The organism is Streptomyces sp. NPDC037013, assembly GCF_055607265.1.
The window spans coordinates 168,992-185,333 of record NZ_JBVJRV010000003.1 but is presented as its reverse complement, the minus strand read 5'-3'; the positions used below and the strand labels follow the sequence as shown (position 1 = coordinate 185,333).

Annotated in this window: 18 protein-coding genes; 8 read left to right on the top strand and 10 right to left on the bottom strand. The window is 73.2% G+C overall.

Features of this window, described 5'->3' with window-relative positions; genetic code table 11:
• Window positions 1-88: 88 nt before the first annotated feature.
• Window positions 89-562 (top strand): hypothetical protein, encoded by a 474-nt coding sequence (locus ACZ7DY_RS10775; RefSeq protein ID WP_471132850.1) that lies wholly within the window; start codon window positions 89-91, stop codon window positions 560-562.
• A 12-nt stretch (window positions 563-574) separates the two neighbouring features.
• Here the strand turns inward: ACZ7DY_RS10775 and ACZ7DY_RS10770 are convergent, their stop codons facing one another.
• The 4 genes from ACZ7DY_RS10770 to ACZ7DY_RS10755 form a co-directional block, all read right to left on the bottom strand.
• Window positions 575-1,282, bottom strand: coding sequence for a YqeB family protein (locus tag ACZ7DY_RS10770; RefSeq protein ID WP_471132847.1), 708 nt, complete (start codon window positions 1,280-1,282; stop codon window positions 575-577).
• Window positions 1,283-1,456: 174 nt separating this feature from the next.
• Window positions 1,457-2,287, bottom strand: a complete 831-nt coding sequence (locus tag ACZ7DY_RS10765; RefSeq protein WP_471132846.1) for an SAM-dependent methyltransferase — start codon at window positions 2,285-2,287, stop codon at window positions 1,457-1,459.
• A 19-nt stretch (window positions 2,288-2,306) separates the two neighbouring features.
• On the bottom strand, window positions 2,307-2,669 hold the full coding sequence (locus ACZ7DY_RS10760) for a MazG-like family protein (protein WP_471132843.1): 363 nt from the start codon (window positions 2,667-2,669) through the stop codon (window positions 2,307-2,309).
• A gap of 90 nt (window positions 2,670-2,759) precedes the next feature.
• On the bottom strand, window positions 2,760-3,308 hold the full coding sequence (locus tag ACZ7DY_RS10755) for a DoxX family membrane protein (protein ID WP_471132840.1): 549 nt from the start codon (window positions 3,306-3,308) through the stop codon (window positions 2,760-2,762).
• Window positions 3,309-3,466: 158 nt separating this feature from the next.
• Here ACZ7DY_RS10755 and ACZ7DY_RS10750 point away from each other — a divergent pair, with 158 nt between their 5' ends.
• Complete coding sequence (locus ACZ7DY_RS10750) at window positions 3,467-3,793, top strand: nuclear transport factor 2 family protein (RefSeq protein ID WP_471132838.1); 327 nt, start codon at window positions 3,467-3,469, stop codon at window positions 3,791-3,793.
• A 48-nt stretch (window positions 3,794-3,841) separates the two neighbouring features.
• Here ACZ7DY_RS10750 and ACZ7DY_RS10745 read toward each other — a convergent pair whose 3' ends face one another.
• Window positions 3,842-4,312, bottom strand: a complete 471-nt coding sequence (locus tag ACZ7DY_RS10745) for a lamin tail domain-containing protein (protein ID WP_471132835.1) — start codon at window positions 4,310-4,312, stop codon at window positions 3,842-3,844.
• A 176-nt stretch (window positions 4,313-4,488) separates the two neighbouring features.
• Window positions 4,489-5,262 carry an SDR family oxidoreductase gene (locus ACZ7DY_RS10740; protein ID WP_471132832.1) on the bottom strand — a complete coding sequence of 258 codons (774 nt, stop codon included), beginning with the start codon at window positions 5,260-5,262 and terminating at the stop codon, window positions 4,489-4,491.
• 133 nt (window positions 5,263-5,395) lie between these two features.
• On the opposite strand from ACZ7DY_RS10740, the gene ACZ7DY_RS10735 reads away from it, so the two are divergent.
• The 4 genes from ACZ7DY_RS10735 to ACZ7DY_RS10720 all read left to right on the top strand — a co-directional run bounded on the left by ACZ7DY_RS10735 (window position 5,396) and on the right by ACZ7DY_RS10720 (window position 10,653).
• Window positions 5,396-7,030: an alkaline phosphatase D family protein gene (locus tag ACZ7DY_RS10735; protein ID WP_471132829.1), complete on the top strand. Its 1,635-nt coding sequence runs from the start codon at window positions 5,396-5,398 to the stop codon at window positions 7,028-7,030.
• A 72-nt stretch (window positions 7,031-7,102) separates the two neighbouring features.
• Complete coding sequence (locus tag ACZ7DY_RS10730) at window positions 7,103-8,392, top strand: multidrug effflux MFS transporter (RefSeq protein ID WP_471132826.1); 1,290 nt, start codon at window positions 7,103-7,105, stop codon at window positions 8,390-8,392.
• Window positions 8,347-9,522, top strand: coding sequence for a serine hydrolase domain-containing protein (locus tag ACZ7DY_RS10725; RefSeq protein ID WP_471132823.1), 1,176 nt, complete (start codon window positions 8,347-8,349; stop codon window positions 9,520-9,522). The genes ACZ7DY_RS10730 and ACZ7DY_RS10725 overlap by 46 nt, the downstream gene beginning before the upstream one ends.
• 105 nt (window positions 9,523-9,627) lie before the next feature.
• Complete coding sequence (locus ACZ7DY_RS10720; protein ID WP_471132821.1) at window positions 9,628-10,653, top strand: small ribosomal subunit Rsm22 family protein; 1,026 nt, start codon at window positions 9,628-9,630, stop codon at window positions 10,651-10,653.
• Window positions 10,654-10,664: 11 nt separating this feature from the next.
• Here the strand turns inward: ACZ7DY_RS10720 and ACZ7DY_RS10715 are convergent, their stop codons facing one another.
• On the bottom strand, window positions 10,665-11,150 hold the full coding sequence (locus tag ACZ7DY_RS10715; RefSeq protein ID WP_471132819.1) for a hypothetical protein: 486 nt from the start codon (window positions 11,148-11,150) through the stop codon (window positions 10,665-10,667).
• 188 nt (window positions 11,151-11,338) lie between these two features.
• Here ACZ7DY_RS10715 and ACZ7DY_RS10710 point away from each other — a divergent pair, with 188 nt between their 5' ends.
• Window positions 11,339-13,339 (top strand): glycoside hydrolase, encoded by a 2,001-nt coding sequence (locus ACZ7DY_RS10710; protein WP_471132816.1) that lies wholly within the window; start codon window positions 11,339-11,341, stop codon window positions 13,337-13,339.
• Here the strand turns inward: ACZ7DY_RS10710 and ddaH are convergent.
• Window positions 13,336-14,169 carry a dimethylargininase gene (ddaH, locus tag ACZ7DY_RS10705; RefSeq protein ID WP_471132813.1) on the bottom strand — a complete coding sequence of 278 codons (834 nt, stop codon included), beginning with the start codon at window positions 14,167-14,169 and terminating at the stop codon, window positions 13,336-13,338. The two genes, ACZ7DY_RS10710 and ddaH, sit on opposite strands and share 4 nt — an antisense overlap.
• A gap of 140 nt (window positions 14,170-14,309) precedes the next feature.
• Window positions 14,310-14,492 (bottom strand): DUF6243 family protein, encoded by a 183-nt coding sequence (locus tag ACZ7DY_RS10700; RefSeq protein ID WP_471132811.1) that lies wholly within the window; start codon window positions 14,490-14,492, stop codon window positions 14,310-14,312.
• A gap of 123 nt (window positions 14,493-14,615) precedes the next feature.
• On the opposite strand from ACZ7DY_RS10700, the gene ACZ7DY_RS10695 reads away from it, so the two are divergent.
• Entirely contained in the window at window positions 14,616-15,260 is a 645-nt protein-coding gene (locus ACZ7DY_RS10695) for a TetR/AcrR family transcriptional regulator (RefSeq protein ID WP_471132808.1), read from the top strand.
• Window positions 15,261-15,278: 18 nt separating this feature from the next.
• Here ACZ7DY_RS10695 and ACZ7DY_RS10690 read toward each other — a convergent pair whose 3' ends face one another.
• Window positions 15,279-16,187 (bottom strand): glycerophosphodiester phosphodiesterase, encoded by a 909-nt coding sequence (locus ACZ7DY_RS10690; RefSeq protein WP_471132805.1) that lies wholly within the window; start codon window positions 16,185-16,187, stop codon window positions 15,279-15,281.
• Window positions 16,188-16,342: the final 155 nt, after the last annotated feature.

Sequence of the window (16,342 nt, the reverse complement as noted above, 5' to 3'; positions counted from 1 at the left end):
GTCCGTCAGGAAGCTTTGTCGGCGCGGCCGGTGGCCCGGCCTCGCATCCCCCCTCGCTCCTCCCCCCACCGACGAAGGCAGGTCCCCCATGCGACAAGGCGGATTCGGCAGAGGAATCGGCGCGGCCCTGGGCGCCGGAGCGCTCGTCTTGGGCGCCGTCGCCCTGGCCCCCGCGGCCGGCGCCGTGGAACCGCAGAACGCCACCCTCTCCTTCGACTGCGGCTCCTACGGCTCGGGCACGGCGTCCCTCACCGCCACCCAGGACGGCACCAACGCGACCATCGAGGTGTCCACCTCGGCGATAACCGCCCCCATCGACCTCGGCGCGGGCTCCGTCCACTCGACGCTCACCCTCACCAAGAACGGCTCCGGGACCACCGACTTCACCGGCAGCTCCAACCCGGCCCTCCCGGCCGGCGGCCCCGTCTCCACCGGCCCGCTGACCGGGACCGTCGCCGCCGGCGACAGCCTGGAGGGCAAGTCCCTGACGATCGTGGTCTTCGGCATCACGGTGACCTGCGACGCCACGTCGGCCCAGTCACCGGGACCGTTCGTCTTCTGACCCGCGAACTCCTCACGCCCCGGCCAGGGGGCGCCAGTACTGCTCCGCCCCCTCGTCACGTACGACGAAACCGAGCTCCCGCACCGTCTCCACGAGGTCCCGCGCGTCCCTCTCGGACTTCCGCCGCAGCGCGGCCTTCCGGGCCGCGAGGAGCGCGTGGACCTCGGCGGGCGGCTCCGGGGTGCCCGGGATCCAGCGCCGGAACAGCGACGCGTACGGGTCGCCGTCGTGCCATGGGTAGCCGTGCGCGCGGAACGCCTCGGCCAGCGCGGCGGCACGCGCACCGGGCTCGCCGCGGGTGAGCTCGCCGGAGTCCGGGCCCAGCAGGACCAGGTGCTTGCCGTCGAGGAACACGGCGGAGACGTCAGCGCGTTCGAAGGTCCGCGTCCGGCCGTCCCGCTCCAGGTGTACGCGTGCGTCGGACAGCCGCACCGTCACCGTCTCCGTGACCGCGACGAGGGCGAGGGCGACCCCGGCCACCAGCCCGGCCGCCATGACCAGCGCGACCTGCCACGGCGCGTCGAGACCGGCGACGAACTCGACGCCGTCCCGCCACGGCAGCACCGGCGCCCCGGAGACCCGGCGGGCGAGCCACGGCAGCGCGAGCCCCAGCAGCAGACCGAGGGCCGGCAGACCGCCGAACAGCAGCAGCAGATCGCCCCGCGGGTGACCCAGTTCCGTGGTCCTGTCGTGCGTCTCGCTGAGCTCTCTGCCCGGCATGTCGTGGACTCCGTTCCGCCCCGTGACGGCCGGCCTCCGCGCACCGCGGGACCGCCGCCGATCGTCTGCTCCACGGACGGTAGAAGCCGGGGGCGGCCGCGCGCAGCCGCCGAAAGTCGGTGACCCCGCGACTTCGGTAGCACTCCGCGCGCCGCCGCCGGTCCGGTCAGCGGCTCAGCCCACCGGCACCAGCGTCAGATACGCGATGCCGAGCACCCCGCGATAGCCGTGCAGCCAGGAGGCGCGCTGCGCGTCGACGCGCTCGCGGGTCCGCTCCGCCAGCGGGTGGCCGGGGTGCGTGGCGAGCCACTCCTCGACGTCGGAGCGGTAACCGGACTCGAACTCCTCCCACTCCTCGTCGCCCGCCGTCTCCACCCACAGCGGACGGAATCCGGCGTCGACCGCGGCGTCCACGAGGCCGCCGAGCGACAGGAACTCCCCGGCGCGGGCGTCCGGCCACATCGCGGCGAGCTCCTCCGGGGCCGGCTCGCGCTGCCAGAACCCCTCGGCGAGCAGGACGCGCCCGCCCGGGTTCACCAGACCGCGCAGCGCGCGCAGCGCCTCCACGGTGGCCTGGGGCGGTGCGGCGGAGCTGAGGGCGTGGCTCGCGCTGAGGCACAGCACGGCGTCGGCAGGGCCGCGAGCGGTGCCCGTCGCCGACTCCTCGGCGAAGACGACCCGCCCGCCGAGGCCGCGCTCCTCAGCGGCGGCGCGGCCCCGGTCCAGGTCCTCGGCCTTCAGGTCGACGCCGACACCGGTGGCCCCCGGCACGGCTTCGAGGAGCCGCAGCATCAACTCGCCCCACCCGCACCCCAGATCGAGCACGGTGCGCGGCGCCGCCGACGCCAGCCGGTCGACGATCCGGCGCGCCCGGGTCTCGGAGAGCGGGCCGTGGAAGGTGAGACGGGTGAGGCGCGGCGGCTGATCGGCGTGCTGGGCCTGTTCGGTGTGCTCGGCATGGCCGGTGCGCTGGGTGTGCTCGGTGTGCTCGGTGTCGGAAGTCATGTGGGGCGACCGTATGGGCTCAATCCGCGGGCGGCAAAGGGGTTTTGCTGCGCGCGTCGACGGCGCGCAGATGCGCGGCCAGGACGTCCGCCGCGTCGGGGGTGAGCGTGCGCAGGGCGACCATCGCGGTGACGATGACGTCGCAGAGTTCGGACCGCACGTCGTCCCAGGTGTGCGAGGTGCCCTTGCGGGGGTTCTGGCCGGTGGCCCCGATGACCGCCTGCGCGACCTCGCCGACCTCCTCGGAGAGCTTCAGCATCCTGAGGAGCAGGGCCTCTTGGGGCGCGCGCCGGTTGTGGGAATCGAGCCATGCGTACAGCCGGTCCACGGTCTCCCACGGGTCCTGAGAGGCGCGCGGCGCGCCCTGCCGGTCGTCGTCCATGGCCCGCAGCCTGCCACGGCCCGCACGCGCCGGGCGAGAACGCCTCCCGCCACCGGTCGAAGGCTCCCTGCCACCCGTGGCAGCCTCCCGTCACCCGTCGGAAGAAGGCGATCCCTCGTCCGTCGCGCGGACGTTCCGCTTCCTGGCTCCCAGTGTCGCGAGGACGCCCACCGCCGTGCCCGCGAGCGCGGCGGGCACCATCCACCCGCGGTCGAGCCGGTGGCCGAGCGCGTGGTCGACGGAGTGGCGACCTGGGCCGGTGACGGCCAGCGCGGCGGCGACCATGCCGAGGTACGCGGGGTACTCGTAGCCGCCGCCCTGGCTGAAGAACCCGTTCGGCGTATGCACGGCGGTGGCGCCGGCCATCGCGCCCGCCGCCGCCGAGCCCGCCGCGGGCGTCGCGAGGCCGAGGGCGAGGAGCGCGCCGCCGCCCGCCTCGGCGAGCCCCGCGACGACGGCGTTGAGCCGGCCGGGCGCGTACCCGACGGATTCCATGAAGGCGCCGGTGCCCTCGATGCCGCCGCCGCCGAACCAGCCGAACAGCTTCTGGGCGCCGTGCGCGACGAGCACTCCGCCGGTGCCCGCGCGGAGCAGGAGGAGTCCCAGGTCGCGGCGGTCGGAGCACGAGCAGGTGATCATGGGGAACTCCCGGTTCGGCCCCTCGGCGGGGCGGCGGTCGCGTCGGCTTCCACCGTCCACCGGTCCGGCGCGCGCCACCCGGCCCGCGGGGCCGTCCGGGTGACCCGAGGGGTGCGGCAGCGGTGGCGCCGGAGGCCGCCCGGTGTGAACGTGAGCGCATGAGCATCCAGGTAAACCGGCTGGGCGACCCCGCGGTCCGTGCCTTCGTCACCGCGGTGAACGCCCACGACAAGCCCGCTTTCGACGACCTGCTCGCGCCCGGCGCGACCATGTCCGACGACGGATCCGACCGGGACATCGGCGACTGGACGGACCGCGAGATCTTCTCCTCCAACGGCCACATGGACGTCGAGTCCGAGTCGGACGGCGGGCGCGCGCTGCTCGTCACGTTCCGGAACGACACGTGGGGCGAGATGCGGACGAAGTGGCGGTTCACCGTCGACGACGACGGCAAGATCTCCCGCTTCGAGACGGGCCAGGCCTGACGTCCTGCCCGGACCGCCCCGCCCCCTACCCCCCGCCCCACATGGTGGTCAGTGGCAGCTCACGTGCCCCGAGCCGGTGCGCGACCAGGAGCAGGAGTCCTGGAGCGAGCCGCCCGGCTTGAGCAGGCGCGCCTTGTCGCCGTCGTTGTTCCAGACGTAGCTGCCGCGGCCCCAGTACCGCACGCCGGAGCCGTCGGCGCCCTTGCCGGTGCGGACCTTGACGGTCTTGCCCGCGCCGATCTTGTAGCTGCCGAAGGTGTACGTGTAGCCGGTGGCGTCCTTCAGCTTGTAGCCCTTGAGCTGGATCGCCGAGCGGCCGTTGTTGTGGATGTTCACCCACTCCGCGTTGAGCGACGCGTTCGAGCGGGTGTCGCGGCCCGGGCTGTCGTACTGGATGTAGCCGAGGTGCAGCCCGCCCTGGTGGCGCGCGGTCGCCGCCGTCGCGGGGGAGGCGGCGAGCAGGGAGACCGCGACGGCGGTGGCGGTGAGGACGGCGGGGGCGGCGGTACGTATGCGCAAGGAGTGCTCCAAGTGTGAAGTTCTCGTGGAGAGGAGCTGAGCATACGGGGGCCGGCGACCCGGTTTGATGCGGTATCACTAACTCCACTTGTGCAGGATTCAGCCGCCCTCGCACGCCACCACACGCCACCCCACCCCGGACACCAACCCGGCCCCTTAGAAGGTCAACTAGAAGGTCAACCCCGCCCGACGTAGGGCATGTTGGTGGCGAGGACCGTCGCGAACTGCACATTGGCCTCCAGCGGCAGCTCCGCCATGTGCCGCACCGTGCGCGCCACGTCCGCGACGTCCATCACCGGTTCGCTCGCCAGCTCGCCGTTGGCCTGGAGGATCCCGGACTGCATGCGCTCGGTCATGTCGGTCGCGGCGTTGCCGATGTCGATCTGCCCGACGGCGATCCGGTAGGGCCTGCCGTCCAGCGAGAGCGACTTCGTCAGCCCCGTCAGCGCGTGCTTCGTCGCCGTGTACGCGACCGAGTGCGGGCGCGGGGCGTGCGCCGAGATGGAGCCGTTGTTGATGATCCGCCCGCCCTGCGGCTCCTGCTCCTTCATCTGCCGGAATGCCGCCTGCGCGCACAGGAACGCGCCGTTCAGGTTGGTGTCGACGACGTGCCGCCAGGCGTCGTAGGGCAGCTCCTCGACCGGGACGCCGCCCGGGCCGAAGGTGCCCGCGTTGTTGAAGAGCAGGTCCAGGCGGCCGAAGCTCTCCCGTACGCGGGAGAAGAGCGCCGCCACGTCCTCGGGCCGCGCCACGTCCGTCTGCACGCACAAGGCGGCGCCCCCGGCCGACCCGCCCAGGGCGGCGGTCTCCTCCAGCGTCTGCGGGCGGCGGCCCGCGAGCGCCACCGACCAGCCCGCGGCGAGCAGTTCGAGGGCGACGGAGCGGCCGATTCCGGAGCCGGCTCCGGTCACCACGGCGGTCTTCGACGGTGCAGTTCGCTCAGCGTTCATGGCCCCGCAGCGTACGGGAGGGGCGGCCACGCGGACATCATCCGCCCGCCATGCGGCTGTTGTGTACGTGACAGGCTGGCGTCGTTCCCCGCCACTTGCATGCCCCTGACACCAATCGTCAGGGGAGGGCCACATGTCCGCCGCAGGCCAGCACCACGCACCCGAACTCCGGGCCGCCGCCCGCCACGTGGGGCGCCGCCGCTTCCTCACCGTCACCGGCGCCGCCGCCGCGCTCGCCTTCGCCACCAACCTGCCCACCGCGGGCGTCGCGGGCGCCGCCGAACTCGACGCCGGCCGCATCACCGAGGACCCCTTCACCCTCGGCGTCGCCTCCGGCGACCCGCTGCCCTCCTCGGTCCTGCTCTGGACCCGACTCGCCCCCGCCCCCTACGAGCCCGGCGGCGGCCTGCCCCAGAAGCGCGTCACCGTCCACTGGGAGCTCGCCCACGACGCCCGCTTCCGGCGCGTCGCCAGACGCGGCACGGTCACCGCGCACCCCGAGTTCAGCCACACCGTGCACGTCGAGGCCGACCACCTGGACGCCGGACGCACCTACTACTTCCGCTTCAGGACCGGCCGGTGGGTGAGCGGGACGGGCCGCACCCGCACCGCGCCGCCCGTGGGCAGCCGCCCCGGCGCCCTCACCCTCGCCGCCGTCTCCTGCCAGGCGTACCACGACGGCTACTTCACCGCCTACCGGCACCTGGCCAAGGACGACGTCGACGTCGTCTTCCACCTCGGCGACTACCTCTACGAGTACGCCGTGAACTCCGTCGGCGGCGCCCGCAAGTACACCGACCGCACCCTGCCCGCCCACTTCAACAAGGAGACGCAGACGCTGGAGGACTACCGCCTGCGGTACGCCCTCTACAAGTCCGACCCCGACCTGCGCGCCGCCCACGCCGCGCACCCCTTCGTCGTCACCTGGGACGACCACGAGGCCGAGAACAACTACGCCGCCGACCTCGACGAGAACGGCAATCCGCCCGCGGAGTTCCTGCTGCGCCGCGCCGCCGCCTACCGCGCGTACTGGGAGAACCAGCCGCTGCGCCGCCCGCAGCTGCCCAGCGGCCCCGACGCGCGGCTCTACCGGCGCCTGGCCTGGGGCCGCCTCGCCCAGTTCGACATCCTCGACACCCGCCAGTACCGCTCCGACCAGGCCTACGGCGACGGGGCGCACGTCCCGGGCCCCGAGTCCGACGACCCGGCGCGCACCATCACCGGCGCCACCCAGGAGCGCTGGCTCATCGACGGCTGGAAGCGTTCGCGGGCCCTGTGGAACGTCGTCCCGCAGCAGGTCACCTTCTCCCAGCGCCGGCTTGACCTGAACGCGCGGGCGAAGCTCTCCATGGACGCCTGGGACGGCTACCGGGCCTCCCGGCGGCGGGTCCTCGCGGGCGCCCGGGCCGCGGGCCTGGACAACCTCATGGTCCTCACCGGTGACGTGCACGTCGGCTACGCCTTCGACATCAAGGCCGACTTCGACGACCCGTCCTCCCAGACCCTCGGCACGGAGATCGTCGCGACCTCCATCGCCAGCGGCAAGGACGGCGCGGAGAAGCCGGCCAACTGGGAGACCTACACCAGGGCCAACCCGCACATGAAGTTCTACAACGGCCGGCGCGGCTACGTGACCGTCGCCCTCGGCCGCGAGCAGGCCAGGGCCGACTTCAAGACGGTCGCCGCCGTCACCACGCCCGGCGCCCCCCTCACGACGGCGGCCTCCTTCGTCACGGAGGCGGGCGACCCGGGGCTGAAGCCGGTGTAGCGGAAACAGGTCCGTACCACCCACCCCCAGCTGCGACCATGGAGGGCACAGGCAGCGACTGGGAGGGGCACGATGCCTGAGCTCGGGCAGGCCACGGACGGACATCCGATACCCAAGGCGGCGGAGCCACCAGGCACCGCCGCCCTCCGCCGTACCGGCGCCCTCGTCACGCTCGTCCTCGGCGGCCTCACCGCCGTCCCCGCGCTCTCCATGGACATGTACCTGCCGGCCCTGCCGGAGGTCACCGACGCCCTGCGTTCGCCGGCCGCCACCGTCCAGCTGACCCTCACCGCCTGCCTCATGGGCATGGCCCTCGGCCAGCTGGTCGTCGGCCCGATGAGCGACAAGTGGGGACGGCGCCGCCCGCTCCTCGCCGGCCTGCTCGTCTACATCGCCGCCACCGCCACCTGCGCCTTCGCGCCCACCGCCGAGATACTCATCGGCTTCCGCCTCCTCCAGGGCCTCGCGGGATCGGCCGGCATCGTCATCGCCCGCGCCGTCGTCCGCGACCTGTACGACGGCGTGGAGATGGCCCGCTTCTTCTCCACCCTCATGCTGATCTCCGGCGTCGCGCCCGTCGCCGCCCCCCTCATCGGCGGCCAGGTCCTCCGCTTCACCGACTGGCGCGGCATCTTCGTCGTCCTCACCGCCGTCGGCTGCGCCCTGACCCTGCTCGTCTGGCGGCGGCTGCCCGAGACCCTCGCCCCCGAGAGGCGGCACGGCGGCGGCACCGGCCAGGCGCTGCGCACCATGAGGTCGCTCCTCGCCGACCGCGTCTTCACCGGCTACATGATCGCGGGCGGTTTCGCGTTCGCCGCGCTCTTCGCCTACATCTCCGCCTCGCCCTTCGTGATGCAGGAGATCTACGGCGCCTCCCCGCAGACCTTCAGCCTCCTCTTCGGCGTCAACTCCATCGGACTGATCGCCGCCGGGCAGATCAACGGCAAGGTCCTGGTCGGCCGCGTCAGCCTGAACAAGGTGCTCGCCGCCGGCCTCGCGATGATCGCCACCGCCGCCACCGCGCTCCTGCTCATGACGGCCGGTGTCTTCGGCGATGTCGGCCTCGTCCCCGTCGCCGCCGGACTCTTCGTCCTGATGTCCTCGATGGGCCTCACCCTGCCCAACACCCAGTCGCTCGCGCTGCTCCGCACCCCGCACGCCGCCGGCTCCGCCTCCGCGCTGCTCGGCACCTCCTCCTTCCTCGTCGGCGCCGTCGCCTCACCGCTCGTCGGCATCGCGGGCGAGGACACCGCCGTCCCGATGGCCGTCGTCCAACTGGCCTGCGCGCTGGCGGGCACCGCCTGCTTCGTGGGACTGTGCCGCCCCTGGCAGCACCGCGCCCCGCAGGAGGCGGACCACTGAGCGCACCACGCCTCCTGCGCCCCGGCTCCCCGGACCGCGCGGGCCTCGACCCCGACGAGATCGGCCTGCTCGTCTCCGAGGTGCGCGATCTCACCCGCGGCCCCCGCCCCTGGTGCGCCGGGGCCGTGGTCATCGCAGGCCGCGGCCCCGTCATCGCCGCCGAGGAGGCGGCGGGCTGGGCGGTGCGCTACGCCTCGTACGACCCGGAGACCGACGCGGGCGTCGAGCTGCCCCGCGAGTGGCGCGTGCCGATGCGCACCACCACCCCCTTCGACCTGGCCTCGCTCACCAAACTCTTCACGACGGCCGCCGCCGTCCAGCAGCTGGAGCGCGGCACGCTCGGCATCGACGCGCTCGTCGGGGCGTACGTCCCCGAGTTCACGGCCGCCGCCGAGCACGGCATCACCATCCGCCAGCTGCTCACCCACACCTCGGGGCTGCGCCCCGAACTCCCGCTGTACGACTGCCCGGACGACGCCGCACGCCTCGCCGCCCTGCGCGCGGAGGCCCCGGTCACCCCGGCGGGCGAGCACGTCTACTCCGACCTGAACATGCTGCTGCTCCAACACGTCCTGGAGCGCCTCACCCGCCGCCCCCTCGACGTCCTCGTCCGCGACGGCATCACCCGCCCGCTCGGGATGACCGCCACCGGCTTCGGACCGCGCCCCGACGCCGCCGCCACGGAGGACCAGCGCCGCCCCTGGGCCAAGGCCGACCGGGGCATGCTGCGCGGCACCGTCCACGACGAGAACGCCTGGGCGCTGGGCGGCGTCGCCGGGCACGCCGGCCTCTTCTCCACCGCCCGCGACCTCGCGGTGTTCTGCCGCACCCTGCTCTGCGGCGGCTCGTACGGCAGGGCCCGCATCCTCGGCCCCGACTTCGTCGAGCTGATGCTGGCGGAACCGGGCCTCGGCTTCGGCATCGACCAGCCCTGGTTCATGGGGGAGCTGGCGGGCCGCGGCGCGGCCGGCCACACCGGCTTCACCGGCACCTCCCTGGTCATCGACCCGGCGACGGACACCTTCCTGGTGCTCCTCGCGAACACCGTGCACCCGCGGCGCCGCACGGCGGGCAGCGCCCCACGCGCGGCGGCGGCCACCCACCTGGCCCGGGCGGCACGGGGGCGCTAGGACACGCCCTAGGGCGCCCGGTGGCTCAGCGCCTCGCGCCCACACCGTTCACCGCCCGGTTCACCGTCCGATCCCGGCCCCCTCCCACCCCCGTAGAATCACGGGGTGAACGCCCCCCTTCCCTCGATCCCCCCGGCCCCCTCGGCATCCCCGGCCGAGACCCTGCGCAGCGCCCTTGCCGGGCTTCTGGACGGTCTTCCGCCCAAGCAGGCGGGGCAGGCCGTCGACCGGCTGATCGCCAACTACAGGGGCCGTACCCCGACCGACGCCCCGATCCTGCGCGACCGCGCGGACGTCGTCGCGTACGCGGCGTACCGCATGCCGGCGACCTTCGAGGCGGTGCGGGCCGCGCTTGCCGCGCTCGCGGCGGCGGCGCCGGAGGGGTGGGCGCCCGGCAGCCATGTGGACGTGGGCGGCGGGACCGGTGCGGCGACCTGGGCGGTGGCGTCGGCCTGGGCGGGGGAGCGGCCCGTGACGGTCCTGGACTGGGCCGAGCCCGCGCTGGAGCTGGGGCGTGAACTGGCGGGCGCGGCACCCCAGTTGCGCTCCGCGCGCTGGCAGCGCTCCCGCATCGGAGCGTCGCTCGCCATCGAGAGCACCGATCTCGTCACGGTGTCGTACGTGCTCGGCGAGTTGACGGAGGCCGACCGGCGCTCGGTCGTCGACGCGGCGGCCGGAGCGGCCGCGCAGGCCGTCGTCATCATCGAGCCGGGCACCCCCGACGGCTACGCGCGCGTCATCGAGGCACGCGACCGGCTGATCGCGGCCGGCCTGCGGATCGCCGCCCCCTGCCCGCACAGCGCGGCCTGCCCCATCGAGCCCGGCACGGACTGGTGCCACTTCTCGGCCCGGGTGAGCCGGTCGTCCCTGCACCGCCGGGTCAAGGGCGGCTCACTGGCGTACGAGGACGAGAAGTTCAGCTACGTCGCGGCGGTCCGCTTCGACCCGGAGCCCGCCCCCGCCCGCGTGGTGCGCCGCCCGCAGATCCGCAAGGGGCAGGTCCTCCTCGACCTGTGCGGGGCCGAGGAGGAGCTGAGCAGGCGGACCGTGACCAAGCGGCACGGCCCGCTCTACCGTGCGGCCCGCGACGCGGACTGGGGCGACGCGTGGCCGCCCCGGTCCGCTCAGTGACCGCCTGCGGCTCAGGCGCCCCAGGTGCCCTGGTTGACGGCGCAGTTCCAGCCGGTGCCGTGCACGGCGAACTTCACCTTGTAGGTCCTGGTGTTCAGCAGGTGGGTGCGGACCTTGACGCCGAGCTTGGCCTTGCCCGCCAGGCTCTTGTCGTAGACCGAGACGGTCTTCGACGTCTTGTGGGTGATCTTGCCGCCCTTCGGCGTGGCGGTGCCGAAGCGGACGTTCTTGACGTTGGTCACCGTGAAGGTGACCTTCTTGATGCTCTGCGTGCTCTTGTTCTTCAGCCCGAAGTACAGTCCGCCGTTGGTGACCCAGCCGTTCCGGTCGATCTGGAAGCGGGACGTGTAGACGATGTCGATCGGGCAGCCGGCGACGGCGCGCGGCGAGGCCTTCGGAGCCGTCGGGCCGCTCGCCGCGGACGCGGAACCGGCGAGGCCGAGCTGGGCGGCGGTGAGTGCTCCCGCGGTGGCCAGGACCGCGGCGGACGTGCGCATGCGATTCACTGCGCTGATACCTCTTCTTCCCCCTGGGCCCGGGTGGGCCCGACTGTTTGGTTGTGGTGCTGCGTTCGCACGGAAGTTCTGCGTACCCGTGCGCCCGTATTGTTAGCACGTCCCCGGCCGGATGGCTGAACTGCCCCTCTTCTTAAAAGGTTCTTAGAGGTGGCGACTATCCAGTCCTCATGCCCACCAAGAGCAGCTCTCCCGGCCACGCCCGCAGGCGGTCGGAGGCCCGTTTCCTCTCCTTGTCCATCGCGCTCGCCGTCGTCGCGGCCGGCGCCACCACGTACGCCTTCACCGCCGGTGCCGGGCAACCGCACGGCAAGAAGGTCGAGTTGTCGCTCGACGGCGGCACCGCCGTCGTCGACACCGCCACCCTCGCCGTGCGCGCCCGCACCCGCGACGGCCGCGACCTCACCCTCTCCGACGCCGCGGGCACCGACCTCGGCGCGCCGGGCCCGGTGCACAGGGGCGGCGGGGGCACGGCGCGCTGGAGCTACCCCGAGCGCGGCATCGACGTCACCGCCCGCACCGACCACGGCCGTCTCTCCCTGCGCCTGAAGGCCGGCCGCGACACCTCCGTCAGCTGGCCGGTCACCGGCACCGACAGCGCCGCCTCCGCGCTCCAGCTGCCGCGCGGCGAGGGCCTGGACATCCCCGTCGGGGACGCCTTCTGGACCACCGGCGAGGGCGGCCTCGGCGGCAGCACCGTCGACGTGGGCGCCGACCTGACCCTGCCGCTGTGGGGCTACTCCTTCGGCGGGAAGGCCGGCGTCAGCTACCTCACGCCCACCGACATCGGCACCACCCTCGGCTTCACCGCGCCGGGCGGCCGGCTGCGCGCCACCGCCGAGCACGCCTTCGACGCCGGCGAGGGCACCCGCGACTACGCCGTCACCTTCGCCCTGACCGACGGCAACCCGGTCGCGCCCGCCACCGACTACCGTTCCTACCTCGCCGAGCACGGCCGGCTCGGCAGCCTGAAGCGGAAGATCGGGAAGAACCCCGCAACGGCCAAGCTGCTCGGCGCCTTCCACGCCTACACCTGGGGCGACGCCCGCGAGGCCGCCGGGATCGAGCGGCTCAAGAAGCTCGGCGTGGACCGGATGTGGCTCGGCTACGACGGGAAGCCCTACCCGGACAAGGCGGCGGTGCGGGCCGCGAAGAAGGCGGGCTACCTGATGGGCCCCTACGACTCCTTCGCCAACGGCCAGGACCCGAAGTCCGCCGACGCTCCCAACGCGGTGTGGCCCGGCACCGTCTACCCCGACTTCTGCGTCCGCGACGCCGACGGCAAGCCGGAGACCGGCTTCGGCGGCCGCGGCTGCTACCTCAGCTCGCGCGCCTTCGAGCGGGCCGAGCCGCGCCACCACTACCTCGCCGACCGCACCCGCGCGATGGTCGCCAACGGCGCCGACAGCTACTTCCTCGACGTCGACGCCACGGGCGAGCTCTTCCGCGACCACGGCAAGGGCCACCGGATGACGAAGGCCGAGGACCGCGCGTACCGCCTGGCGCGGATGCGGCGGATCGCGGACACCGGTCTCGTCCTCGGCTCGGAGACCGCCCAGGCCTGGGCCAACGGAACCCTCGCCTTCGACCACGGCGGCGCCACCCCGGTCGCCGACGGCATGTGGAAGCTCCAGAAGGACCGCGAGAAGTGGGGCGGCTACTACCCGGAGAACGCCCCCGGCGTCTTCTTCAAGCCGGTCGACCTCCCCGCCGGTCTCGCCAAGGCGATGTACGACCCCCGCTACCGGATCCCGCTCTACGAGAGCGCCTTGCACGGCTCGCTGGTCAACACCGAGCGCTGGGAGCTCTCGTACGAGAAGCTGCCCCGGCAGAAGACCACCCGCGCCCTGCTGGCCATGCTCTACAACACCCCCCTCAACTACGTCCTCGACGGCCCGTCGCTCAAGCGGCACGGCGCCGAACTGGCCGCACTGCAGCGGTACTTCGAGCCGCTGCACAAGGCCGCGGGCACCGAGCCCCTCACCTCCTACCGGCGGCTGAAGGCCGACGACACCGTGCAGCGCACGGCGTTCGGCAGGGGCACGCTGACCGTCACGGCCAACTTCGGCACCACGGCGTACCACGGGCTGCCCGGCGGCTGCGTCGACGCCCGTCTCAAGGGCGACGACGCGCCGCGCCGGCTCTGCCCGGCCGAGCGCGGGAAGGGCTAGACCCGCAGCTCCTGCGTGCAGCACTTCACGCTGCCGCCGCCCTTGAGCAGTTCGCTCAGGTCCATCCCGATGGGTTCGTAGCCGCGGTCGCGCAAGGGGCCGAAGAGCCCCACCGCGGCCTGCGGCAGGAGCACGTGGAGCCCGTCGGAGACGGCGTTGAGCCCGAGCGCCACGGCGTCGGGCTCCTCGGCGATCAGCGCGTCGGGGAAGAGCCGGCGCAGCACCGCGCGGCTGCCGGGGGAGAAGGCGGGCGGGTAGTACATGACGTCGTCCGCCGCGTCGTCCAGGACGGCGAGCGCGGTGTCCAGGTGGTAGTAGCGCGGGTCGATCAGGTCGAGCCCGATCACCGGTCTGCCGAAGAATTCCTGGGCCTCGCCGTGCGAGAGCGGGCTGGCCCGGAAGCCGCGTCCGGCCAGGACGTAGGAGGAGGTGACGGCGAAGTCGCCCTCGCCCTCGTTGATGTGGGCGGGTTCGTGGATCTCGGTGAAGCCGTGGGCGCGGAACCACTCCAGGTGGGCCGCGGCCTCCTGTTCCCGCTCGCGGTAGGCGAAGCGCGCGCCGAGCACGCGTCCGCCGACGACGGTCGCGCCGTTCGCCGCGTAGACCATGTCCGGCAGGTCGCGCCGGGGGACGAGTTCCTCGACGGTGTGGCCGAGCGCCCGGTACCGGTCGCGCAGGTCTTCCCACTGGGCCACGGCCAGCGGGACGTCGACCGGTTTGGCGGGGTCCATCCAGGGGTTGATGGAGTAGGTGACCTTGAAGTGTGCCGGTGGGCACATCAGGTAGCGCCGGGGTGTGGCGCGCCGAGGAGAGCGAGGAATACGGGACAACGAAGGCTCCTCACGTACCGCAGGGTCAGTTGCCGCCCTTGGTGGGGCAGTTGATGCCCATAGTGCGGTGTGAGGAGCCTTCGCGCTGTGCACCGAACGGGTGGTTACCGAATGGTCATGCCGCCACCCGTGTCCCCGGCTCACCGCCCGCCGTGCGTCTCGCGGCCCTCCCGCAGCTTCCGCAGCAGCTCACGCTTCTGTTCCTGGGCGCTGAGCGCGCCGCCGGTGCGGCCGCCGCGGCCCGCGCCGCGCAGGGCGGCGCGGGAGAGGTTGCTGCGGGTGCCGCCGACGCCCAGCATGTTTCCGGATCCGGTTCGGGTCATGGTCCGCCTCCAGCTCATCGAGTCGGCGAGACGGTGCGTCTCGCTTCGGGGACTACTCTGAACGAGACGGAGCGTCTTGTCAAGACGGTACGTATCGGTTCGGTCGCTGCTACATTCGACGGCATGGCCCAGAAGACTCCCCCCGACTCCACGCGCCGCAGCGAACGCTCGCGCCGCGCGATCTACGACGCCGCCCTCGCCCTCGTCGACGAGCTCGGTTACGCCAAGCTGACGATCGAGGCCATCGCGGCCCGCGCCGGCGTCGGCAAGCAGACGATCTACCGCTGGTGGCCGTCGAAGGGCGCCGTCCTGCTCGACGCCTTCATGGACCTCGGCGAACAGGCCGCCCGCGAGGCCGGCGAGAAGGCCGGCCAGGACGAGCTCCAGACCGAGATCCCGAACTCCGGTGACCTGGAGGCCGACCTCAAGTACGTGATGCGGGCCACCGTCGACGAGTTCAACGACGCCAAGTACGACGCCCCCTACCGGGCCCTGGCCGCCGAGGGGCTGCTCAACCCCGAGCTGGGCGCCGAATTCGTCGAGAAGCTCCTCGAGCCCCAGCTCCAGCTCTTCGTGAAGCGGGTGCGCCAGGCCCAGGAGGCGGGCCAGGTCGACCCCGGTGTCGACCCCCGCATCGCGCTCGAACTCTGGTCGAGCCCGCTCGCCCAGCGCTGGCTGATGCGCTCGGGCCCCCTCACCCACGCCTACGCCGACACCCTCGTCGAGTACGCGCTCCACGGCATCGCGACGCGCCCCCCGGCCTCCTGAGCGGCGGCCCCCGGGGGCTCACCGCACGGTTACCCCGACCGGCCCGGCCGCCCTGACCGTCCTGACCGCCTTGGTCGTACGGACCCCCGTGGCCGCCCGGCGCTTTTTCACCGGCGTGCGCGAGAGCAGGCCGGGCGCGTCCGTGATCACGCCGTTGCAGCCCAGCCGCAGCACCCGGTCGCGCTGCTTCGGCGAGGTGACGGTGTGCGCCCACACCCGCGGGATGCCCGAGTTGACCGCCCGCACCAGATCGCTGTCGCGCGCCTTGTAGTCGACGTCCAGGACGTCCACGAACGACGACCAGTGGTGCGGCCGGTCCGTGCGCATCTGCGTCTTCGAGCGCCACAGCTGCGCCAGCAGACCCAGATTGTGGGCCCGGAGGGCGACCGCTGGGCTGTTGGTGTTCACGAAGACCGAACGGGTCAGGCCGCGGGCGCGGATCAGCCCGGCCAGCGACTTGAGACTCCGCGGGTCCTTCGCCTCAAGCATCAGCATGATCCGCCCGCCGAACCGGTCCAGGACCTCGGCGACCGTCGGCGGCCGCTCCGGGCGCCAGTGGCCGGGCAGCGTGGCCCCCGGCCGCAGCCGGACCGCCAGCCACTCCCACCGGGTCAGGGCGCGCACCGGACCCGTCGAGTACGTGGTGCGGTCCAGGGTGGCGTCGTGCATGACCACCGGCGTGCCGTCGCGCAGTATCCGCGTGTCGAAGTCGAGGACCTGGGCGGTGCCGCGCCGGAACGCCGTCAGGAGGCCCGACATGCTGTTCTCCGGGACCTCCAGGGCGCCGCCGCGGTGCGCCGTGTAGACGACGCGGGGGAGCGCGTCCACGGTCAGGGGGCCGCCGCCCCACTCGATCGGGGCGAGGTAGCCGTTCGGTGCCGTGAGGGTCAGCGCCGTGAGGCCCGTCAGCACAGTCCTAATGACCATGACGCCCACGGTAGGGGGAAAAATCCCTCCTTACTCACCAATGACTCGCTATGAGGCCCGCGGCTGGCATCGCCCCGGCCACCCCGGATGCGGGCTCCGGCCCCCCGGAGCGCAGGATGGTGGGACCATGGGTCAAGCTTTCGGCACAACGGCGA